The sequence below is a fragment of the Burkholderia sp. 4M9327F10 genome (assembly GCF_005503145.1).
GTDB lineage: Bacteria > Pseudomonadota > Gammaproteobacteria > Burkholderiales > Burkholderiaceae > Paraburkholderia.
Genome location: NZ_SCNV01000001.1, coordinates 142,999 through 163,584, shown reverse-complemented (window position 1 = coordinate 163,584; position 20,586 = coordinate 142,999). Strand labels below are relative to the sequence as shown.

At 63.8% G+C, this 20,586-nt stretch carries 18 protein-coding genes and 1 pseudogene; 14 read left to right on the top strand and 5 right to left on the bottom strand.

Features of this window, described 5'->3' with window-relative positions; genetic code table 11:
* The first annotated feature begins 37 nt into the window (after nucleotides 1-37).
* The 7 genes and pseudogenes from FFS45_RS00740 to FFS45_RS00710 all read left to right on the top strand — a co-directional run bounded on the left by FFS45_RS00740 (nucleotide 38) and on the right by FFS45_RS00710 (nucleotide 10,621).
* Entirely contained in the window at nucleotides 38-3,223 is a 3,186-nt protein-coding gene (locus FFS45_RS00740; protein ID WP_137952775.1) for an efflux RND transporter permease subunit, read from the top strand.
* Nucleotides 3,224-3,237: 14 nt separating this feature from the next.
* Entirely contained in the window at nucleotides 3,238-4,836 is a 1,599-nt protein-coding gene (locus tag FFS45_RS00735) for an efflux transporter outer membrane subunit (RefSeq protein WP_137952774.1), read from the top strand.
* 506 nt (nucleotides 4,837-5,342) lie between these two features.
* Nucleotides 5,343-6,074 (top strand): annotated as a pseudogene (locus tag FFS45_RS00730) (MetQ/NlpA family ABC transporter substrate-binding protein); the annotation flags it as partial.
* Nucleotides 6,075-6,091: 17 nt separating this feature from the next.
* Nucleotides 6,092-7,291, top strand: a complete 1,200-nt coding sequence (locus tag FFS45_RS00725) for an ATP-binding cassette domain-containing protein (RefSeq protein ID WP_137952773.1) — start codon at nucleotides 6,092-6,094, stop codon at nucleotides 7,289-7,291.
* On the top strand, nucleotides 7,284-7,940 hold the full coding sequence (locus FFS45_RS00720) for a methionine ABC transporter permease (RefSeq protein WP_137952772.1): 657 nt from the start codon (nucleotides 7,284-7,286) through the stop codon (nucleotides 7,938-7,940). Before FFS45_RS00725 ends, FFS45_RS00720 begins: the two co-directional genes overlap by 8 nt.
* Nucleotides 7,941-8,025: 85 nt before the next feature.
* The gene (locus FFS45_RS00715) at nucleotides 8,026-9,231 is read left to right on the top strand and encodes an acyl-CoA dehydrogenase family protein (RefSeq protein ID WP_137952771.1); all 1,206 of its coding nucleotides are present in this window, start codon (nucleotides 8,026-8,028) and stop codon (nucleotides 9,229-9,231) included.
* Between the two features lie 61 nt (nucleotides 9,232-9,292).
* Nucleotides 9,293-10,621: an Nramp family divalent metal transporter gene (locus FFS45_RS00710; RefSeq protein WP_137952770.1), complete on the top strand. Its 1,329-nt coding sequence runs from the start codon at nucleotides 9,293-9,295 to the stop codon at nucleotides 10,619-10,621.
* A 60-nt stretch (nucleotides 10,622-10,681) separates the two neighbouring features.
* Here FFS45_RS00710 and flhC read toward each other — a convergent pair whose 3' ends face one another.
* The 4 genes from flhC to FFS45_RS00690 form a co-directional block, all read right to left on the bottom strand.
* The gene (gene flhC, locus FFS45_RS00705) at nucleotides 10,682-11,266 is read right to left on the bottom strand and encodes a flagellar transcriptional regulator FlhC (RefSeq protein WP_137952769.1); all 585 of its coding nucleotides are present in this window, start codon (nucleotides 11,264-11,266) and stop codon (nucleotides 10,682-10,684) included.
* A 13-nt stretch (nucleotides 11,267-11,279) separates the two neighbouring features.
* On the bottom strand, nucleotides 11,280-11,600 hold the full coding sequence (flhD, locus tag FFS45_RS00700) for a flagellar transcriptional regulator FlhD (RefSeq protein WP_074269023.1): 321 nt from the start codon (nucleotides 11,598-11,600) through the stop codon (nucleotides 11,280-11,282).
* An 846-nt stretch (nucleotides 11,601-12,446) separates the two neighbouring features.
* Complete coding sequence (locus FFS45_RS00695; RefSeq protein WP_137952768.1) at nucleotides 12,447-12,974, bottom strand: GNAT family protein; 528 nt, start codon at nucleotides 12,972-12,974, stop codon at nucleotides 12,447-12,449.
* A 72-nt stretch (nucleotides 12,975-13,046) separates the two neighbouring features.
* The gene (locus tag FFS45_RS00690; protein WP_137952767.1) at nucleotides 13,047-13,925 is read right to left on the bottom strand and encodes a helix-turn-helix transcriptional regulator; all 879 of its coding nucleotides are present in this window, start codon (nucleotides 13,923-13,925) and stop codon (nucleotides 13,047-13,049) included.
* Between the two features lie 138 nt (nucleotides 13,926-14,063).
* Here FFS45_RS00690 and FFS45_RS00685 point away from each other — a divergent pair, with 138 nt between their 5' ends.
* The 3 genes from FFS45_RS00685 to FFS45_RS00675 all read left to right on the top strand — a co-directional run bounded on the left by FFS45_RS00685 (nucleotide 14,064) and on the right by FFS45_RS00675 (nucleotide 15,153).
* Nucleotides 14,064-14,318: a type II toxin-antitoxin system RelE/ParE family toxin gene (locus FFS45_RS00685; protein ID WP_137952766.1), complete on the top strand. Its 255-nt coding sequence runs from the start codon at nucleotides 14,064-14,066 to the stop codon at nucleotides 14,316-14,318.
* Nucleotides 14,302-14,628: a helix-turn-helix transcriptional regulator gene (locus tag FFS45_RS00680; protein WP_137952765.1), complete on the top strand. Its 327-nt coding sequence runs from the start codon at nucleotides 14,302-14,304 to the stop codon at nucleotides 14,626-14,628. The genes FFS45_RS00685 and FFS45_RS00680 overlap by 17 nt, the downstream gene beginning before the upstream one ends.
* A 156-nt stretch (nucleotides 14,629-14,784) precedes the next feature.
* Nucleotides 14,785-15,153 carry a nuclear transport factor 2 family protein gene (locus FFS45_RS00675; RefSeq protein WP_137952764.1) on the top strand — a complete coding sequence of 123 codons (369 nt, stop codon included), beginning with the start codon at nucleotides 14,785-14,787 and terminating at the stop codon, nucleotides 15,151-15,153.
* Nucleotides 15,154-15,436: 283 nt separating this feature from the next.
* Here FFS45_RS00675 and FFS45_RS00665 read toward each other — a convergent pair whose 3' ends face one another.
* Nucleotides 15,437-16,390 carry a LysR substrate-binding domain-containing protein gene (locus tag FFS45_RS00665; RefSeq protein ID WP_137952763.1) on the bottom strand — a complete coding sequence of 318 codons (954 nt, stop codon included), beginning with the start codon at nucleotides 16,388-16,390 and terminating at the stop codon, nucleotides 15,437-15,439.
* A gap of 238 nt (nucleotides 16,391-16,628) precedes the next feature.
* On the opposite strand from FFS45_RS00665, the gene FFS45_RS00660 reads away from it, so the two are divergent.
* From FFS45_RS00660 to FFS45_RS00645, 4 genes are all read left to right on the top strand, one after another.
* Nucleotides 16,629-17,480 carry an ABC transporter permease subunit gene (locus FFS45_RS00660; RefSeq protein ID WP_137952762.1) on the top strand — a complete coding sequence of 284 codons (852 nt, stop codon included), beginning with the start codon at nucleotides 16,629-16,631 and terminating at the stop codon, nucleotides 17,478-17,480.
* A 5-nt stretch (nucleotides 17,481-17,485) separates the two neighbouring features.
* Nucleotides 17,486-18,514, top strand: a complete 1,029-nt coding sequence (locus tag FFS45_RS00655) for an ABC transporter ATP-binding protein (RefSeq protein ID WP_137952761.1) — start codon at nucleotides 17,486-17,488, stop codon at nucleotides 18,512-18,514.
* A 113-nt stretch (nucleotides 18,515-18,627) separates the two neighbouring features.
* Nucleotides 18,628-19,659 carry an extracellular solute-binding protein gene (locus FFS45_RS00650; RefSeq protein ID WP_249362546.1) on the top strand — a complete coding sequence of 344 codons (1,032 nt, stop codon included), beginning with the start codon at nucleotides 18,628-18,630 and terminating at the stop codon, nucleotides 19,657-19,659.
* 24 nt (nucleotides 19,660-19,683) lie between these two features.
* Nucleotides 19,684-20,526, top strand: a complete 843-nt coding sequence (locus FFS45_RS00645; RefSeq protein WP_137952759.1) for an ABC transporter permease subunit — start codon at nucleotides 19,684-19,686, stop codon at nucleotides 20,524-20,526.
* The last annotated feature ends 60 nt before the right edge of the window (nucleotides 20,527-20,586 follow it).

Sequence of the window (20,586 nt, the reverse complement as noted above, 5' to 3'; positions counted from 1 at the left end):
GTGCCGCATCCCGGCGCTTCAATTTCAAGAGCCTCTCATGAACATATCCAAATTCTTCATCGACCGGCCGATCTTCGCGGGCGTGCTATCGGTCCTGATCCTGCTGGCGGGCATTATTTCGCTCTTCAAGCTGCCGATCTCCGAGTACCCCGAAGTGGTGCCGCCCTCGGTGGTGGTGCACGCGCAGTATCCGGGCGCCAACCCGAAGGTGATCGCCGAAGCCGTGGCCTCGCCGCTCGAAGAGCAGATCAACGGCGTCGAAAACATGCTGTATATGCAGTCGCAAGCCAATAGCGACGGCAATCTGACGCTGACGGTGACCTTCAAGCTGGGCACCAATCCGGACCTCGCGACGCAGCTGGTGCAGAACCGCGTCAACCAGGCGCTGCCGCGCCTGCCGGAAGACGTGCAGCGCCTTGGCGTGACAACCATCAAGAGCTCGCCGACGCTGACGATGGTGGTCCACCTGATCTCGCCGAACAACCAGTACGACATGACGTATCTGCGCAACTACGCGCTCCTGAACGTCAAGGACCGGCTGGAACGTATCCAGGGCGTGGGCGAAGTGCAGTTGTGGGGCGCCGGCGACTACGCCATGCGCGTGTGGCTCGATCCGCAGAAGGTGGCGCAGCGCGGCCTCACCGCGACCGACGTCGTCAACGCGATCCGCGAGCAGAACATCCAGGTGGCGGCCGGCGTGATTGGCGCTTCGCCTTCGGTGCCGGGCACGCAACTGCAACTGTCCGTGAATGCGCGCGGCCGTCTGCAGACCACCGGCGAGTTTGGCGACATCATCGTCAAGACCGCGCCGGATGGCGCCGTGACCTATCTGCGCGATATCGCGCGCATCGAACTGGCTGCTTCGGAGTACGGCCTGCGTTCGCTGCTGGACAACAAGTCGGCAGTGGCGCTCGCGATCAACCAGGCGCCGGGCGCGAACTCGCTCGCGATCTCGGACCAGGTGCGCGAGCAGATGAAGGAACTGAAAGAAGACATGCCGGCGGGTGTCGACTACAAGATCGTCTATGACCCGACGCAGTTTGTCCGCTCCAGTATCGAGGCGGTGATTCACACGCTGCTCGAAGCAATCGCGCTGGTGGTGATTGTGGTGATCGTGTTCCTGCAAACGTGGCGTGCGTCGATCATTCCGCTGATCGCCGTGCCGGTGTCGATTGTCGGGACCTTCTCGCTGCTGCTTGCCTTCGGCTTTTCGATCAATGCGCTGTCGCTGTTCGGCATGGTGCTGGCAATCGGGATTGTGGTCGACGATGCGATCGTGGTGGTGGAGAACGTCGAACGCAATATCGAAAGCGGGCTTAGTGCGCGCGATGCGACGTACAAGGCCATGCAGGAAGTGAGCGGGCCGATTATCGCCATTGCGCTGACGCTGGTGGCCGTGTTCGTGCCGCTCGCCTTCATGACCGGCCTGACGGGTCAGTTCTACAAGCAGTTCGCCGTGACCATTGCGATCTCGACGGTGATCTCGGCGTTCAACTCGCTGACGCTGTCGCCGGCCTTGTCCGCGATGCTGCTGCGCAGCCACGGCGCCAAGGAAGACCTGCTGACGCGCGTGATGAACCGTGTGCTGGGCCCCTTCTTCAAGGGCTTCAACAAGGTGTTCCACAGCGGTTCGACGGCCTATGGCCGCGGCGTGACCGGTGTCCTGCGACGCAAGGGCGGCATGCTGGTGGTGTACGCCATCCTGCTCGGCGCGACGGCGTTGATCACCCACATCGTGCCCGGCGGCTTCGTGCCGGCGCAGGACAAGGAATACCTGATCGCGTTTGCGCAGTTGCCGAACGGCGCCTCGCTCGACCGCACCGAAAAGGTGATCCGCGATATGAGCTCGATTGCCCTCAAGCAACCGGGTGTCGAAAGCGCGGTGGCTTTCCCGGGTCTCTCGGTGAATGGTTTTACCAATAGCTCGAGCGCGGGCATCGTGTTCGTCACGCTCAAGCCGTTCAAGGACCGTGGCAACAAGAGCCTGTCCGCCGGTGCGATTGCCGGTGCGCTGAACCAGCAGTACGGCGCCATCAAGGATTCGTTCGTGGCCGTGTTCCCGCCGCCGCCGGTGCTGGGTCTCGGTACGCTGGGCGGCTTCAAGATGCAGCTGGAGGATCACGGCGCGCTCGGTTATGCCGAGCTGAACAATGCGGCGCAAGCGTTCATCAAGAAGGCGGCGACTACGCCCGAACTGGGACCGACGTTCTCCAGCTATCAGATCAACGTGCCGCAACTCAACGTGGATCTGGATCGCGTCAAGGCGAAGCAGCTCGGCGTGCCGGTGACGGACGTGTTCGACACGATGCAGATCTATCTGGGCTCGCTGTATGTGAACGACTTCAACCGCTTTGGCCGTGTGTATCAGGTGCGGGTGCAGGCCGATGCGCCGTTCCGTCAGCATGCCGACGATATCGGGCAACTGAAGACGCGTAACGCTGCGGGCGAGATGGTGCCGCTGTCGTCGCTGGTGACGGTGACGCCGACCTTCGGTCCGGAAATGGTGGTGCGCTACAACGGCTATACGGCTGCCGACATCAACGGCGGACCGGCGCCGGGTTACTCGTCCGGCCAGGCGCAAGCCGCGGCTGAACGTGTGGCTGCGGAAACGCTGCCGCGTGGCGTGAAGCTCGAATGGACCGACCTGACGTATCAGCAGATCATCGCCGGCAATGCGGGCATGTGGGTGTTCCCGATCAGCGTGCTGCTGGTGTTCCTTGTGCTGGCCGCGCTGTACGAAAGCCTGACGCTGCCGCTCGCGGTGATCCTGATCGTGCCGATGAGCCTGTTGTCCGCGTTGACCGGTGTCTGGCTCACGCATGGCGACAACAACATCTTCACGCAGATCGGCTTGATGGTGCTGGTGGGGCTGGCCTCGAAGAACGCGATCCTGATCGTCGAATTCGCTCGCGAACTCGAACACGATGGCCATACGCCGCTGTCGGCGGCGATCGAAGCGAGCCGTATGCGGCTGCGCCCGATCCTGATGACCTCGATTGCTTTCATCATGGGTGTGGTGCCGCTGGTGCTGTCGAGCGGGGCCGGTTCGGAGATGCGTCATGCAATGGGGATTGCGGTGTTCTTCGGCATGCTCGGCGTCACGCTGTTCGGCCTGATGCTGACCCCTGTGTTCTATGTGGTGCTGCGCACGCTTGCCGGCGGCAAGATTCACGTCGCGCAAAAAGACTCGCCGCACTACGCGTTGCCGGTAACGGACGCCTGAAGAGGAAAACAATAATGAAGCAAGTTCAATCTCTGAGTGGCTGGGGCCGCGCCGCAGCGAGCGGCCTGCTGCTGGCGCTGCTCGCCGCCTGCTCGGTCGAGCCGACCTACAAGCGTCCCGACGTCGAACCGCCGGCGGCCTTCAAGGAGGCGCCGGTGATCACAGCGCAAGAGGCCGGCACATGGAAACCGGCGCAGCCGGCGGACGACGCGCACCGCGGCGAATGGTGGCGGATTTTTGGCGACCCGACGCTCAACGACCTGGAAGAGCAAGCCGCTGCCGCTAACCAGGACCTGAAAGCGGCCGCGGCGCGAGTGCAGCAATCGCGGGCGACGGTGCAGGCGGCACGCTCCGACTGGTTCCCGAAGCTCGATGCGGGCTTTGGCCCGACGCGCGAGACCGTGTCGTCCGCCTCGCAGTTCCTGCCGCAAAGCAGCGGTCCGGAAACCACCACGCTGTGGCGTGCGCAAGGGACCGTGTCTTACGAGACGGATCTGTTCGGCCGGGTCGGTTCGAACGTGAATGCAACCCAGGCCGATGCGCAGCAGAGCGAAGCGTTGTTCCGCTCGGTGCAGCTCGCGCTGCAAGCCGATGTGGCGCAGAACTACTTCCAGTTGCGCGAACTCGATACCGATCAGAACCTGTATCGCCAGACGGTGGCGTTGCGCGAGGATACGCTGAAGCTGATCCAGCGCCGCTTTAACGAGGGCGATATCAGCGAACTGGATCTGGCGCAGGCACGCAACGAACTGGCGAGCGCGCGGGCCGATGCGGTTGGCGTGGCGCGGCAACGCGCTGCCTCCGAGCATAGCCTCGCGATCCTGCTTGGCAAGGCGCCGGCGAACTTCTCGTTCCCGGAAACGCCGCTCGTGCCGGTGACGGCCCGCGTGCCGCCGGGGCTGCCCTCGGCGCTGCTCGAACGCCGCCCGGACGTGGCGGCCGCCGAGCGCGCCATGGCCGCGGCCAATGCGAGGGTCGGTCTGGCGAAGTCGGCGTTCTTCCCGAAGCTCGATATCACGGGGGCTTTCGGTTACGAGTCGGCGACGCTGGGCGACCTGTTCATGTGGTCGAGCCGCACGTTCCTGCTGGGGCCGCTTGCCGGTACGGCGCTGACGCTGCCGCTGTTCGACGGTGGCCGGCGCAAGGCGAACCTGGCTCAGGCGCACGGCAAGTATGACGAAGACGTGGCGCAGTATCGCCAGCAGGTGCTGGTGGCGTTCAAGGAAGTCGAGGACAACCTCTCGGATCTGCGCTTGCTCGACGATCAGATTCAGGCGCAGAACGATGCGGTGAACGCATCGCAGCGTGCTTCGCATCTGTCGCAGACGCAGTACCAGGAAGGGCAGGTGAGCTACCTGGATGTGATCGACAGCCAGCGCCAGGTGTTGCAGTCGCAGTTGCAGGCGAGCCATCTGGAAGGCACGCAGGCGGTGTCGACGGTCAATCTGATCCGGGCGCTCGGTGGCGGCTGGGGCGACATGCCGGCTTCGGATGCGCCTGTGGCGGGTGCGCCGGTTGGGGCTTCTGCTGCTGGTGTGGCGGTTGTTGCGGCTTCGAATGCGGCTGCGAATGTTGCTTCGAAGGATGCACAGCAGCAGGTGGCAAAGCAGTGATCGTGCAATTGCCGGCAGCGTAGCGGTGCTTCAAGGGGCTGAGCGGGTCGCTCAGCCCCTTGCCGCATCTGGCTTACGTTTTCCGCAGTTTCCCGTGCAGCAGGCGCTTTGGCCGCCGTCACATATCGCGCTGCGCGATTTCCTTTTCAAAAACCCTTCGTAGACCGCCGCTTGCCCCGCGTCTATCATGATTCGCTCCTCATCTGGAGAGAGGCGATGACCCGTCAACCGTTCCGCTGTCCGCGCTAAGCGGCTCCTGCATCACGCCTTTCAAGCCGCGCGTGCGGCGCTAATTCTGCCATTCGCTTGCCCGCAGCCTGCGTTGCCGCATGCCGCGGGGCGTTCGCTCGTGCCGAGCAAACACTTCATTGAACGAGTCCATCATGAGTCTTTCCTTTTTCTCCGTGCGCTCGCTGCTGCGTGCAACGGGTGCGTCGCTCGGGCGCCTGAGCGGCGTGGGTGCGCTGACGCTGGCATGCGCACTTGCCACGCCGGGTGCGAGTGCGGCCGATGCTGGGACGCTTAAAATCGGCATCTCCACCACGCCGCAAATCGGTGCGCTGCAGGAAGCGGCGCGCGAAGCGAAGGCGCAGGGGCTGGATGTGAAGATCATCGAGTTCACCGACTGGAATACGCCGAACGCGGCGCTCGCAAACAAGGATATCGACGTCAACTACTTCCAGCACATTCCGTTTCTGGAGAACGCGAAAAAGCAGGGCGGCTATAACTTTGTGGCAATCGCTCCCGGCACGATCATGAAGATCGGTTTGTATTCGAAGAAGGTCACGCGCTTCGATCAGTTGAAGGACGGCGCCACCGTCGCCATCGCGAATGACCCGGTAAACGGGGGCCGTGGCCTGCTGTTGCTGCAGCGCGCGGGCCTCATCAAGCTGAAGCCGGGCACCGACTATCGTGCGACGACGCTCGATATTATCGACAACCCCAAGCATCTGAAGATCGTCCAGCTTGAGGCGTCGCAACTGGCGCGTTCGCTCGACGATGTGGATCTCGCGCAAGGCTATCCGAGCTTCCTCAAGCTCGCGGGCACGGCAGACCCGAATAGCGCCTTGCTGTTCGATGGCACCGAGAACAAGATCTTCGCGATCCAGTGGGTGGTGCGTCCGGAAAGCGTGAACGATCCGCGTATCCTGAAGTTCATTTCCATCTATCAGCATTCGCCGGCAGTACGTGCGGAGCTCGACAAGGCATTTGGCAATCTCTACGCAGTTGCGTGGTAGCCGCAAGGACGCGTTCGATGGCTTCTCTGTTCGACACTCCGGGTTTCATCGAAGCCGCTCCCGCGTCGTCCACCCGCCACGCGCCTGGCGGCGTGCAGGCGCCGGCCGTCGTGTTCGACCGCGTCGGCAAGGTATTTCGCGGTTCGCCCAACGCGGCCCCCGCGCTCGCGAATGTGCAATTGCAGGTTGCGCACGGTGAAGTGTTCGGCATCATCGGCCGCAGCGGGGCGGGCAAATCGACCTTGCTGCGGCTCGTCAACGGTCTGGAAAAACCCAGCTCCGGCGTGGTTCGCGTGAACGAGGTCAGCGTCGGCGAACTTGACGAGCGCGGCCTCGTCGCCTTGCGGCGGCGCACCGGCATGGTGTTTCAGCATTTCAACCTGCTGTCGGCCAAGACGGTACGGCAGAACATCGGCTTGCCGCTGAAGATCGCGGGCGCACCGAAGGAGGCGATCGAGCGCAAGGTCGATGCACTGCTTGAACTGGTGGGCCTCTCCGAGAAGCGCAACGCGTACCCGGCGAGCCTATCCGGAGGCCAGAAGCAGCGCGTCGGGATTGCGCGGGCGCTGGTGCATGACCCCGATATCCTGCTGTGCGACGAAGCCACCTCGGCACTCGACCCCGAAACCACCCAGGCGATTCTCACGCTGCTGCGCGATATCAACCGGCGCCTCGGGCTGACGATCGTGCTGATTACGCACGAGATGGAAGTGATCCGCGAAGTCTGCGATACGGTGGCGGTGATCGAACGTGGCGAGGTGGTGGAGACGGGGCCGGTCTGGCAGGTGTTCGGCGCGCCGCAGCACGATGCCACTCGGGCGTTGCTGCGCACGCTGGTGCACGACTTGCCGGCCGATCTCGCCTCTCGCGTGAGGCCGCTGCACGAGCTCGGCCAGGGGCAAGGCGATGCGCAGGTGCTGCTCGACGTGCGCTTCACGGGAGCGGATGAGCGCGAGCCGGATCTGGGTGCGCTCGCTCAGGCATTGAGCGTGGCGGGCGGACGCGTGAGTTTCCTGCACGGTGGCATCGACCGGATTCAAGGGCATGCGCAGGGGCGCCTCGTGGTGGCGGCGCAGCTTCCGGCGGCAACGGAGGCGCAGGCGAGCGACGCACCGCACGGCGCCGGTTCGGCAGTGGCCATTCGCACGCAAATTGCCGCGCTTGTCGAGCGTGCGCGGCTGTACGCCAATCGTGTAGAGGTGCTCGGTTATGTCTGATCTATGGCTCTCCGAACTGGGCGGGGCGATTCGCGACACGCTCGTGATGGTAGGTGTCTCCGCGGTGATCGCGCTGTTAGTGGGGATTCCGCTCGCCCTCGTGCTGGTGACCACCACGCGTGGCGGCATTTTCGAGCGTCCAGCGGTCAACACGACGCTCGGCGCACTCGTCAACGCGTTCCGTTCAACCCCTTTCATCATCCTGCTGGTCGCCTTGTTGCCGCTCACGCGCCTGCTGATCGGCACCACCATCGGTGTGGGCGCGGCCATTGTGCCGCTTAGCATTGCGGCCATTCCGTTCTTTGCCCGCGTCGCAGAGGTGAGCCTGCGCGAGGTCGATCGCGGCCTGATCGAAGCTGCCCAGGCCATGGGCGCGGAGCGCCGCCACATCATCTGGCACGTACTGCTGCCGGAAGCGCTGCCAGGCATTCTCGGCGGCTTCACGATCACGGTGGTCGCGATGATCGGCTCGTCGGCGATGGCCGGCGCGGTCGGCGCCGGCGGGCTCGGCGACCTGGCGATCCGCTATGGCTACCAGCGTTTCGATACCACGGTGATGGTGACGGTCATCGTCCTGTTGATTATCATCGTCACGGTGGTGCAGTTTGTCGGCGACCGCCTGGTGCGCCGGCTCACGCAACGCGCGTGAGCCGGTTGCATGGCCCGATATGGGCATCCCCTATCCTTTTGACCACGCTCCTACCGATTGCGAGCGCTACTGATCTGGAGATTGTATGAACCAGCCGGGCCGTCCCGTAGCCCTCGGCCCCACGCCGGCGTCGTCCGCGCCGCGCGATCTGCCGGGCCTGCTGGAGGCGTTGCGCGCAAGCGCCGCACAGCGCGACCGCGAAGGCGGCCACGCCGCGCAGGAAAAGCAGTGGATTGCCGAGGCGGGGCTGTTGACGCTCGCCGTGCCGCGCGAGTTCGGCGGCGCCGGGGCGCCGTGGCCGCAGGTCTATGAAACCATTCGCGCGCTGGCGCGGGTCGACAGTGCGCTCGCCCATCTGCTGGGCTTCCAGTGCCTGCAGGTGGTAAGCGTCAATGTATGGGGCAATGCGGCGCAACGGGAGCGCTATCTGCACGGCACGGTCGAAGGCCGCTGGTGGTGGGGCAATGCCGTCAACCCGCTGGACGCCCGCCTGGTCGCAAGCGCGACCGCTGACGGCGGTTTCCGCCTGAGCGGCCAGAAGGGTTTTTGCTCGGGGACGCGCGGCTCGCAGATGATGACCGTCTCGGCGCACGATCCGCAGACGGGCAAGCCGATTTTCGCGGTCGTGCCGACCACGCGCGACGGCATCACGGTCAATGAAGACTGGGACCCGATTGGCCAGCGGCAAACCGATAGCGGCAGCGTGTCGTTTGCGCATGTGAAGGTCGAGCCGGAGGAAGTGCTGCACCGCTCGGAAACGCCGCCCACGCCGCATGCCACGTTGCGCACGCTGGTGTCGCAACAGGTGCTCACCAATCTGTTCGTCGGCATTGCTCAAGGCGCGCTCGAAGAGGCGCGTCAATACGTGACCCAGAACGGACGGCCATGGATTACTTCCGGGGTCGAGAAGGCCACGGACGATCCTTACCTGATCGCCCGGTTCGGCGAAATGCGCCTGCAGACGGTGAGCGCTGAGGCGCTGGCCGAACGTGCTGCACGCTCGCTCGAGGACGCATGGCAAAAAGGCTCCGCGCTCAGCGCCGAAGAGCGCGGCGAGGTGGCGCTGGCGACCTCGGAGGCGAAGATTCTCGCGCATCGGGCAGCGCTCGAAGTCAGCCAGAATCTCTTTGACGCCTGCGGTGCCCGCGCCACGCATGCTCCGCTGGCACTCGACCGCTTCTGGCGCAACGCCCGCGTCCATACCTTGCACGACCCGCTCGACTATCGCGTGCGCGACGTGGGACGCTACGCACTCAGCGGAACATTGCCGGAAGTTTCTTTGTACACTTGAGGCCGGCTGCGGCGGCGCTGTCTGCGCGCCGCCGCATCGTCCACCTCAAGAGGGCTCCGGCTTGCCATTCAATTTACCGACTACCGCTACTGCACCGTTCTGCCCATCCGAAGTGCAGGGCACTGTCGCCGTCTCGCAGGGCGCGCCGCTCTGGAAGAGAATCCTGCAGTTCGCCGGTCCTGGCTTGCTGATTTCGATCGGCTACATGGACCCCGGCAACTGGGCCACCGATATCGAAGCCGGCTCGCGTTACGGCTATAGCCTGCTGTTCGTGGTGGTGCTGTCGAGTCTCGCGGCGATCGTGCTGCAGTGCCTGAGCATGCGGCTCGGCATTGCGACCGGGCAGGATCTCGCCCAACTCTCGCGCAGCCGCTATTCACCGGCCGTCGCCCGGGTTCAATGGCTGCTGGCCGAAGTGTCGATCATTGCCTGCGACCTTGCCGAAGTGCTCGGCGGCGCGCTGGCGTTTCACTTGCTGTTCAACTGCTCGCTGACCACCGGCGTGATCCTGACCGCCTTCGATACGCTGATCGTGCTCGGCCTGAAGGGTAAGAATTTCCGCGACCTCGAAGCGATCATCCTTGGACTGATCGCCACCATCGGCATTGGCTATATCGTGCAGCTGGTGCTGGTGCATCCGCACTGGCCGTCGGTGATGGCGGGGCTGGTGCCGTCGTGGCACGCCATCAGCGCGCGCGAGCCGCTCTATCTCGCGATCGGCATTCTTGGCGCGACGGTAATGCCGCACAATCTGTATCTGCATTCGTCGATTGTGCAAACTCGCGCCGTCAAGCGCGACTCGCGCAGCATCGCCGCGGCGATCGGTCTGTCGCGCCTCGATACGATCGTCTCGCTGGTCATCGCACTCCTTATCAACGCGGCAATCCTGATCCTCGCCGCCGCCGCGTTCAATGCAACCGGGCACAACCAGGTCACGGAGATCGAAGACGCTTACCGGCTGCTCGCGCCGATTGTCGGCACGGGCTTTGCGGCTGTGCTGTTCGCCATCACGCTGCTGGCGTCCGGGCAGAGCTCGACGTTTACCGGCACGGTCGCGGGCCAGGTCATCATGGAAGGCTTTCTGAAACTGAAGATTCCGTGCTGGCAACGCCGCTTCATCACGCGCGCACTGGCGCTGATTCCAGCCTTGATCGGCGTGCAGACGCTCGGCAACGGCGCGGTCGGCACGCTACTGGTTGCAAGCCAGGTCGTGTTGAGCCTGCAATTGCCGTTCGCGCTTTATCCATTGATACGGATGACGAACGACCGCTCGCTGATGGGCGAGTTCGCCAATCGCCTGCCGACGCGACTGCTCGCGTGGCTGCTGTTCGTCGTCATTACGGCGGCGAACCTTTGGCTGGTGGTGCAGACGGTAGGGTGGGTGAGTTAAGCGAGCCGAGCCACCCGGGTTGAAAGCCGGCTGTGGTGAGCCGGCCGAACGACAGTCGGCTCAGGCGGCTTCGGCGATTTGTGCGGCTGCTTCAAGCGCTTCTTGCGCTTCCTGCTTCGCTGCGGCAGCAGCCTTCTTGGTCTTGCCGGCGCGCGAGGGCGGCTGGCAGGCGCCACATACGACGTTGTGCTGCAAGTCGTGCTTGTGTGCGACGAACTTGCCCGTGCAACGGCAGCACGGCGTCAGTTGCAGGATATCGGCGTCGAAGAACCGCACCAGCGTCCATGCCCGCGTGAGATCCAGCACCGGCTCGGTGTCGCTGTGCTTGCAGTGTTCCAGATACAGCCGGTAACCCTTGGTCAGCGCGTCCAGATGCGAGCAACGCGCTTCGTTCTTCAGGAACAGGTACGTGTTGTAGAACAGCGATGCGTGGATGTTGGCCAGCCACGTCATGTACCAGTCCGCCGAGAACGGCAGCATTCCCTTGGGCGGCGAAACGCCCTTCACCTCGCGATAGAGGCGAATCATGCGGTCGCGCGACAGCGTCAATTCGCTCTCGAGCACTTGCATGCGTGCGCCGAGTTCGATCAGCGCAATGGCGCGAAACACTTCCTGCGCGTCTTCCGTCAGGCTTCGCTTGAGCATCGCAGTCACCTCGTTAAGCGAATTGCTCTGCTGGCTGGCCTGCAAGCAGGATAGCCGCATGGGTCGGCGACACTTCTGCATGCTTTGTCGTTTGCGTTAGCGCCGACAACATGGAGTGGTCGTTGAAGCGGAAAAAGCACAGAAGCTGGTCGGAAGAGGCCAGTTTGACGATTTGCGCGAGCGACAGCCCGGCAAGCAAATCGGCCAGTTCCGACGACAGGCCCAAACGGAACATCCCGATGGGTTTGTCCTCACGCAACATGCGCTGCGCAAGCATGATGTAAGACAAATTAATTTCGCGGATAGACTCCCGCGTCTCGCTGCTACGGTCCATTTTTGCTGTTTCCGAAGCCCCGAATTGCTATGTCGGCTTTTTTGCGCCGTTATGCTTTTGTACCCTCGCCGGACACTGATGATCTCCGGCGACATGTCACTACTTGATACTGAACCTGCCCGTTTGATACAAGGTGTTACAACTCGTAACACCTTGGAAGCAATTGTATGAAGTGGGTTTCAGGAAATCAATACCCTCTCAAAAAAATATCTCACAAAAATACAACATTTTTCGGTAACTCTTTCACGTGACCGTAATACTTGGCTGTGGAGTCGGTAAGAGGGGTAGCCAAGCGCCCAGCAACGCCCCGTGGGCCTTGGCAAGCGGGTGATAGCAGAAATCGTATGAGGAAATTTGTTTGATTGCCCGTGATAACACTAATAGGCGTTTCAAACGGAAAGCAAAAAGAAAGGGAGGAAAATTTTCAGTAATAAATACTGCTTGTCGGGAGTCGTTGGGGACAAATCGGGATGTAACACTCTGCTGTGGCCCCAGTTACAAACTCGGACGCAATTGTAACGTGTGACAGGGAGTGGCGCCGCCTGGTCCGACCGGTACGAAGGCAGCCCTGAAAACTGGGGCGCAGACGAGGGCAGGGAGAGGGGCCGGCTGACGCAGCCGGGAGCGCGTGCCGGCTTTGAAATCCGCCTGACACGACGCGCGTATTATACGAATCAATATTACAGCTTTATGCCAATTGGATAATCAACTGCCGCGTGTTGTCAGAACACGTCGGTTCGCTCGTTGGCAGGGTGCTATTTGTGTGATCCCGCTACCGTGTCGCCGCGCTGTGGCGGGAGAGCGGAGCACGGGGGCGCCGGGACGATGCCCGGCCCGCGCAGGTCTTCAAATGAACAGGGCCATCAGGTCCGCGTCGTAAAAGACCCCGTCGACACAGAGGCCGCCGACTTCGCGGCCGTAGCGGCGAAATCCGAGCGATTCATAGAGATGGCTCGCCGCTTCGTTGCGGCTGTTGACCACGAGCTGGATTTGCCGCAAGCCCTCGACCCGTTCGGCCCGCGCCAGCAGTTCGACGAGCAGCGCGCGTCCCGCGCCGCGTCCTGCGGCTTCCTGGGCGACATACATGCCGTTTACCGCTGCCTTGTGCCGTTCCTTTTCGCGCTGGGCGCGCAGTAGCGTGACCATGCCGATCAGCGGCTCGCCCGCCGCGGCGAACGCGCCCAGCACGAAATCGCCGTCAGCGGCGCGGGCGCCTTGCAAGATCGCATCGTAATGACCTGGCCCCCTCTCGAGCGCTTCCTGGTGGCTCTGACCGAACGACTCGGGGTGGGCCAGCAGGCCACGCAGGCGTAACTGGAAGAAGGCGTCACGGTCGGCAGGTTCGAGTTGGCGGATCAGCGGGTTGCGCTCCATGCGGATGTCTCCGTGCGGGTTGACCTTGCATGTTAGCGGAGCAGGGGGGCGCTTGCGGGGCGGCGGCGCGCTTTAGCCGGTGCTGCCTGAAGCTTGTGACGCCTGCTGTTCGGCGTAGTTGCGCAAGGCGGTGGCCGTCTGCTGGTCCGCGGGGAAGAACGCTTCGATGGCAAGTTCGGAGAGCGTGACGTCGACGGGCGTGCCGAATACGGTCGTTGTACTGAAGAACGACAACACGCCGAGCGCCGTACGCAAGCGCAGCGGGACGGCGATCTGGTTGAGCGTGGCGCTGTTGTCCGCGTTTGTGCGCGCGTCGGACGCGCCGGGCGGGGCCGGGTAGGCGGCCAGTTCGTCGCGCAGGGTGGCGAGCGTGTCGTCGGCGCTGACCTCGATCTGCCGTTGCAGCCGCGCCAGCACATGTTCGCGCCAGGCATGCCAGTTGACGATGGATGGTGCGAGTCCTTGCGGATGCAGGCTCAGGCGCAGTGCGTTGACCGGCGGTTCCAGCAGGCTCGCGCTCGCGGCGCCGACGAGCGGCGCCAGCGCGCGGTTGGCGGCGACGATGGTCCAATGCCGGTCTATCGCCAGCGCCGGGTAAGGCTCGTGACCCTTTAGCACCAGTTCCACTGCTTCGCGGGCGGCGGTGAGTTGCGGGTCGGTCAAGGGGCGCTCGCGGAAGAGCGGCGCGTAGCCGGCCGCAACCAGCAGCGCGTTGCGGGCGCGCAGCGGGACGTCGAGGCGTTCGGCCAGGTGCATCACCATTTCGCGGCTAGGCAGCGCGCGGCCCGATTCGACGAAGCTGAGATGCCGCGTCGAGATGTCGGCTTCCGCAGCGAGCAGCAACTGGCTCATCCGGCGCCGCTGCCGCCAGTCGCGCAGCAACTCGCCGACCGTGCGGCTGGCCGCCGGATTGCCCGGCGGGACGGATTGGGGAGGGGAGAGGGTGCTCATGGAGGGATCATAGCGAAGGTGGGGTGGGATTCCATTACCTCGGGGGTAATGGGATGTTTTCAGGATGGGTGACTGCGTGCTTCACTTAAACTTATAAATATGATTGAAATTACTTATATTTAACTTATAATTTAAGCGATGGCCGCGATAAACTGGGCCCAAAAGGCAGTTAGGCAACTGCGCAAACTGGATCGCCAGCAGCAGATTGCGATCCGTGACGGGGTTGGCACATTGACGGCTATGCCCGAGTGTCAGAACGTCAAAGCCTTAACAAACCACCAATATGGCTACCGGCTGCGGGTGGGCAACTACCGGGTTCTGTTTAACTGGGACGGCTCAATCAAGGTCGTCGAAATCGAAGAAGTGAGGAAGCGCGATGAACGCACCTACTAACATTCAGGTCATCAACGGGCCGGACGGGAAGCCCGCCTTCGTGGTCATTCCTTACGCGGACTATATGACGGAGCACAACGCGCAACGCGGCCTGATTCCCCATGACGTGGTGAGCCGTTCGGTCGACGGGGCCACGCCGGTACGTGCGTGGCGTGAGCATCTGGGGCTCACGCAGGCTGAGGTCGCAAAGCGTCTCGGCATCAGCCAGTCGGCTTACGCTCAACAGGAGGGTAGCGAGCGACTGCGTAAGTCATCGCGCGAGAAGATCGCGGCAGCGCTTGGGATTCTGCCCGATCAACTGGACTTCTGAGAGAGGGCCTGGTTTTGACCAGGCGCCCAAGACAATTGCATTACCTGTGACGTAATCGACCCGCCTCGCCTTATCGCCGATCCTTCAGTCCGAGCCCGCCGCAAACCCTCCGTTTGCCGAGCGTCCGGCTCATCCCATTCACTGAAGGAGTTTGCGATGAACGCCAATACCGATTTGATCGACCGTTATTTCGCCGCGTGGAACGAAGCCGACGCGGCCAGCCGCCGCGAGCTGATTGCCGCGACGTGGAGCACGAGCGGCAGCTATCTCGATCCGCTTCTGTCAGGTGACGGTCACGACGGGATCGACGCGATGATTCGCGCGGTCCACGAACGCTTCCCGCGCCATACCTTCCGCCGCACCACGGATGTCGACGGTTTCGCGAACCGTGTGCGTTTTTCCTGGGAACTGGTGACGCCCGACGGCACGCCGATCGTCAAGGGTTCCGATTTCGGCGTGGTCGATATGGCCGGACACTTGCAGACCGTGACCGGTTTCCTCGACGCTGCGCCTGGCGCGGCTTGATCGCATTCAAGGAGAACATCATGTATGACGAGCCTCGTGCCGCGGATTGCGCGGTAACGCTCGCTGTTACCCGCCTACTCGAAGCCCTCGACGCATTCAGCACAGGGATCGCCGGTTTCGCGCTGCTGGCCGGCGCACGGGCGTTCACCTTCATTGCCTTGCTCGCGTGGCGCGAGCCGGTGTTGGGCGGCGCGGGGCTCGCCTTGCTGGGGTTGGTCGGCTGGCTGCGCTGGTGCTGGCGCACCCGCAGCGGCGCCGAAAACAGCCAACCGCTGCAAGCCAGTCAGCCTGCGATATTCAAAGGACTGCTCAATGGCTGCGGAGGACGCGCGCCTGTCTTCGCGTCGAGCCCCCTGACCTGCGACAGCACCCAGCGCCGGAACTGCACCAGCGCCGGCCGCACCTCCAGCCGCTCCGGGCAGTAGCAGAGGTAGTGCCCATGATCGACCTCGAGCGGCGCCGTCAAGGGTTCTATCAGCGTACCCGCCGCGAGATTGTCCGCTACCAGAAAGGCCGGCACCAGCGCGAGCCCGAGACCGGCTTGCGCCGCCTGGATCAGGACCGAGTACTGCTCGAAGCGCGGGCCGCCGAGCGCGTGCATGTCGCGCACACCGTAAAAGTCGGCCCACTGCGCCCAGACCTGCTCCGCCTGCCCATGCAGCAGCCGCGGCGCACTCGCCGTGTCCTGCAGGCTGCGCAGCGAATACTGGCGTTGATATTCAGGTGAGCAAACCAGCATGAAAACGCGCCCATCGATGTAGTCGCACTCCACGCCGGCCCAGTTGCCGTCGCCATAACGGATCGCTGCATCCAGATCGAGCGGAAACGGGTCGCCGTGCGCGAGGTGCCGGGAAAAGCTGATCGTCACGCCCGGCGTGCTGGCGAGGAAGTCCGGCAAGCGCGGAATCAGCCATTTGGTCGTGAAAGTCGGCACGCTGGCGATGGTCAGCAGGTCGCTCTGTCCGGCCGCGCTCATCAATTCGAGCGACGCGTTGCCGATATCGCGCAACGGCCCGGCCACGCGCGACAGATACAGCGTGCCGGCCCGTGTCAGCAGCAGGTTGCGGCCGTCGCGAATGAACAGTTGCACGCCGAATGCCGCTTCGAGGCTGCCAATCTGCCGGCTCACCGCGCTGGGCGTGAGACCGAGCGCGCGTGCCGCCCGCGAAAAACTCAGATGTTTGGCCGAACTCGTGAAGGCGAGCAGTTCTGCGACGTTGGGATAGTGGTGTTTCATGGGCGGCGCGGCATCGAATTTTACGCGAGGGATTGGGCGAGCTGTTTCACGGGTGATCCAGCGAGTTGTTCCGCGAGTCGTTCCGCGAATTGTTCCGGATCGGCACAGCGCAATGCGTGTTTTGTACGTTTTTTTCATGACGACGCCATGTCGTATCCGCACACTTGCAAGCAATTCGAAACCCGGCGCCGTTGCCTGACAACGGGCGCAGTCCCGTTTGCCCCCGAGGAACGCTTGCATGCACACCCCCGCCGCACCGGCTCTCCAGCCACGTCTTCCGGCTCGTCGCGGCGCCTGGCGCGCCGTGCCGGCCGGACGCATCGCGCTGCAGATCGTCGTCGTGCTGTTTGCCATTTATCTGCTGCTGCCGATTGCGTTGCTCCTGATTGGTGCATTCGGCAAGACGTGGACGAATACCGTGCTGCCGGTCGGCTTCACCGGTCACTGGTTTGCGGATCTCGCCGCCAACACGAGCCTGCGCCGCGCCTTCGGCGTGAGTCTGCTGGTCGCGCTCGCCTGCTGCTGCGCCAGCGCCGTGATCGGCCTGCCGCTCGCGTATGCGCTGCATTACCGCTCGCGTTCAGGCGGCGGGGCGCTTGCGCGCCTGATCGCGCTGTTACCGGTGGGCGTTCCTGCGCTCACGCTCGGCTTCGGCTATATCGCGATCTTTAGCGGCGACACCCTGCCGTGGCTCGGCTCGTTGCCGCTGCTGATCGCCGCCCATACGGTATTGACGCTGCCGTATCTCACGCAAACGCTGCTCAGCGACCTGCGCCATCTCGACATCGAACGGCTTGAGGCGTGTGCCGCCACGCTCGGCGCGACGCCGCTCTCCCAGTTCCTCACGGTTGTGTTGCCCAATCTCAGACAGAGCCTGTTCTCGGGACTCGTGATGGTGGCGGCGCTTTCGATCGGCGAGTTCCAGGTTTCCAATCTGATTGCCGGGTTTCGCTACCGCAACTATCCAGTGGTGCTGTTGCAGGCGTTCTACGGCGCAACCGGCATGGCCTGCGCCGCCACGGTGGTGCTGCTGTGCCTCGCGGTGATCGCGACGCTGGTCTCGGTCAACATGGTTCAACGGCTGAAGTAAGAATAATGAGTCTTCATTTCGACAATGTGAGTTTCACTTATCCCGGTGCCCAGCACGGTATCGAGGCCGTCACGCTGACGGTCGCGCCCGGCGAGTTGCTGGCGGTAATGGGGCGCAGCGGTTCCGGCAAGTCGACGATCCTGCGGCTCACGGCAGGACTGCTAAACGGTTATCGCGGCAAGATTGCCATCGACGGTCGCGACGTTGCCGGGGTGCCGGTGTGGCGCCGCGAGACCGGCATGGTGTTCCAGCAATATGCGCTGTTCCCGCATCTGAGCGTCGTGGACAACGTGGCTTATGGCTTGCGCATGCGCGGCGTCGCCAAGGACAAGCGCCGGGCCCGCGCGCTCGAGATGCTCGAACGGGTTGGCCTCGCCGAACATGCGCAGCGCCACCCGGCCGTGCTGTCCGGCGGCCAGCAACAACGCGTGGCACTGGCCCGCGCGCTTGCCATCGAACCCAAGGTTCTGCTGCTCGACGAACCGCTCGCCGCACTCGATGCCGGGATTCGCCAGCAACTGCGCGATGAGATCCGCTCGCTACAGCGCGCCTGCGGCGCCACTACGCTGCTGGTCACGCACGATCAGGACGAGGCCCTTAGCCTGGCGGACCGCGTCGCCGTGGTCGACGCTGGGCGCGTCCTGCAGGTCGATACGCCCGAGCGTCTCTATACACAGCCGGCGTCGACCCAGGTGGCGCGTTTCGTGGGCCATTCGAGCGTGATGCCGGGGCGGGTGATTGTCGCGGGCGCCGTCGACGTGTCGTTTGCGGTGCTGTACGCCGACACCCAGTCGTTCCGGCCCGGTGATCGCGTCAGCGTGCTGGTGCGTCCCGAGCACGTGCAGCCCGACCCCCCCGCCGATGCGCCCAACCGGCTGGCCGGACGGCGCACCGAGGTGCGCTACTTCGGCGCGACCTGCCGCTACGACTTCGTGCCGGATTCCGCGCAGACGCCGCTGTTGTGCGAAGGGCGGCGCCTCGCCGAACAGGCGATTGCGATCGCTCCCGAGGATCTGCGCGTGTTGTCCGCCTGACCAGAACATTGTCCATTCATCTTGTTTGACGGAGTACCACCATGTTTGCAGGGTTTAATCCGTGGTTTAGTCTTTCGTCGCGCGTGCGTCGCGCGGCCGGTTTCGCCTGTGCCATGACAGTGCTGGCCGGTGCGTGCAGCGCGCAGGCCGCGCCGCTTTATCCGGGTGAAGACGCGCTGTATGAGAAGGCGGCGGACGAAGGACTTGTCGTGTCGTTCGATACCGGTCCGGAATGGGCCAACTGGAAGTCGCTGTTCGCCGAGTTCAGGAAGCGCTATCCGAAGGTGGAGATTACCTATAACGACATCGGCTCGGCCGCCACCGTGGTCGCGCTCGACAAGGCCCGCCGCCGCCCGCAGGCCGACACGGCGTATTACTTTGCGGGCTCGGCGCTCGACGCGGTCAACAAGGACGTGGTCGCGCCGTTCAAGCCGGTGAATTTCGACAAGCTGCCGCCGGTCTTTCGCGACCCCGACGGCCGCTGGTTCACGGTTCATTCGCTGAACATTGCGTTCCTCGTCAACCGCAAACTGGTCAAGGACGTCCCGGCCGGCTGGGCCGACCTGCTCAAGCCTGAGTACCGCAATTCCGTGGTCTATCTCGATCCGCGTTCGACCGGCCAGGGGCAGGTGGACGTGTTCGCCGCCGCCTATGCATTCGGCGGCAGCGTGGACAATCCGAAGCCCGGTGCCGACTTCTTCGGCAAGCTGCGCGAAGCCGGCAACGTGATGCGCGTCGAAGGTACGACGCCTTACGCCAAGTTCGTCAAGGGCGAAATCCCGATCCTGATCGGCTATGAGAACGACGGACTGAAGGCCAAATACACCGACGGTATGGGCGATGCCGCCGAAGTGGTGATTCCGAAGGAAGCCAGTGTCTCCGCGCCGTATGCGATCAGCCTCGTGAAGAACGGGCCGAATCCGGACGCCGCGCAACTCTGGCTGAATCTGGTCATGAGCGACGTTGGTCAGGCGCTGTTTGCGCAAGGCTATGTGCGTCCCGCCGTGCCGGACGTGCCGTTGTCGCCGGAGATGCGCGCGAAGATGCCTGATGCGCCGCAGGTGCATCCGCTCGACGTGGTGAAGGCCGCCGCGAAGAAAGCCGAGGTCGACCAGTTGTGGGCGCAGGCCGCGCTCGCCAAGTAAGTCTTGAACAGAGGGCACGCCACGATGGATGCATCGTCAACCAATCCGGCCGGTGGCGCAGGCTTCGTGCGGCGCTTCGGCACCGTACCGGCGGGGCTGCTGCTCGCGCTGTTTTTCGCGTTGCCGCTCGGCGCGTTGCTGGTATCGGCGGCTGACGAGCACGGTTCAGCGTTCGTGCGGCTCGCGCAGGATCCGCTGGTGGTGAGCGCCTTGCTGAATTCGCTGGTGCTGGCGGTCAGCGCCGGTACGGTCTCGCTGATGGTGGGCGTGCCGCTGGCGATGGCGCTAGCCAACCAGTCACCCGAACGGCGCCGCTGGCTGCTCGCCTTGCTCGGTGTGCCACTGGCGTTCTCGGGGCTGGTGATCGCCTACGGTTTCATCCTTGCGTTCGGACGCGCCGGTTTCGTGACGAGCCTGCTTGCCCGGATGGGCGCCGACCCGGCCAGCGTGGGCTCATTGATCTACACGAGCGCAGGGTTGGTGGTGGCCTACGCCTATTACCTGATCCCGCGTGTCGCGTTGATGCTGTATCCGGCCATCGCGAACCTGGACCGCCGGCCGCTCGAAGCCGCGCTGACCTTGGGCGCTACGCCGCTGCGGGCGGTGTTCGATGTCGCGCTGCGCGAACTGTGGCCTTCGATCGCTTCGGCCTGGTGCCTCGTGACTTCGATTGCACTCGGCACCTATGGCACGGCGCTGGCGCTTGCCGGCACGCAGATCAATATCTTGCCGCTCCTGATGTATCTGAAGCTGTCCGACGGACAGACCGATTTTCCGCTGGCCGCAGCGCTGTCACTGCTGCTGATGGCCGGGTGTACTTGTGTTCTTGCGCTGGGGGAATGCCTTGCACGGCAACGTAGAGATTGACTGGTCACACCAGGCTTATCTGGCACTGCAAAAACTGGCCGCACGGCAGACGGGGCCCAA

Bases quoted from the DNA above. Each gene is read 5' to 3' on its own strand.
- FFS45_RS00740 (WP_137952775.1), top strand. From the start codon at position 38: ATGAACATATCCAAATTCTTCATCGACCGGCCGATCTTCGCGGGCGTG.
- FFS45_RS00735 (WP_137952774.1), top strand. From the start codon at position 3,238: ATGAAGCAAGTTCAATCTCTGAGTGGCTGGGGCCGCGCCGCAGCGAGC.
- FFS45_RS00725 (WP_137952773.1), top strand. From the start codon at position 6,092: ATGGCTTCTCTGTTCGACACTCCGGGTTTCATCGAAGCCGCTCCCGCG.
- FFS45_RS00720 (WP_137952772.1), top strand. From the start codon at position 7,284: ATGTCTGATCTATGGCTCTCCGAACTGGGCGGGGCGATTCGCGACACG.
- FFS45_RS00715 (WP_137952771.1), top strand. From the start codon at position 8,026: ATGAACCAGCCGGGCCGTCCCGTAGCCCTCGGCCCCACGCCGGCGTCG.
- flhC (WP_137952769.1), bottom strand. From the start codon at position 11,266: ATGCTCAAGCGAAGCCTGACGGAAGACGCGCAGGAAGTGTTTCGCGCC.
- flhD (WP_074269023.1), bottom strand. From the start codon at position 11,600: ATGGACCGTAGCAGCGAGACGCGGGAGTCTATCCGCGAAATTAATTTG.
- FFS45_RS00695 (WP_137952768.1), bottom strand. From the start codon at position 12,974: ATGGAGCGCAACCCGCTGATCCGCCAACTCGAACCTGCCGACCGTGAC.
- FFS45_RS00690 (WP_137952767.1), bottom strand. From the start codon at position 13,925: ATGAGCACCCTCTCCCCTCCCCAATCCGTCCCGCCGGGCAATCCGGCG.
- FFS45_RS00685 (WP_137952766.1), top strand. From the start codon at position 14,064: ATGGCCGCGATAAACTGGGCCCAAAAGGCAGTTAGGCAACTGCGCAAA.
- FFS45_RS00680 (WP_137952765.1), top strand. From the start codon at position 14,302: ATGAACGCACCTACTAACATTCAGGTCATCAACGGGCCGGACGGGAAG.
- FFS45_RS00675 (WP_137952764.1), top strand. From the start codon at position 14,785: ATGAACGCCAATACCGATTTGATCGACCGTTATTTCGCCGCGTGGAAC.
- FFS45_RS00665 (WP_137952763.1), bottom strand. From the start codon at position 16,390: ATGAAACACCACTATCCCAACGTCGCAGAACTGCTCGCCTTCACGAGT.
- FFS45_RS00660 (WP_137952762.1), top strand. From the start codon at position 16,629: ATGCACACCCCCGCCGCACCGGCTCTCCAGCCACGTCTTCCGGCTCGT.
- FFS45_RS00655 (WP_137952761.1), top strand. From the start codon at position 17,486: ATGAGTCTTCATTTCGACAATGTGAGTTTCACTTATCCCGGTGCCCAG.
- FFS45_RS00650 (WP_249362546.1), top strand. From the start codon at position 18,628: ATGACAGTGCTGGCCGGTGCGTGCAGCGCGCAGGCCGCGCCGCTTTAT.
- FFS45_RS00645 (WP_137952759.1), top strand. From the start codon at position 19,684: ATGGATGCATCGTCAACCAATCCGGCCGGTGGCGCAGGCTTCGTGCGG.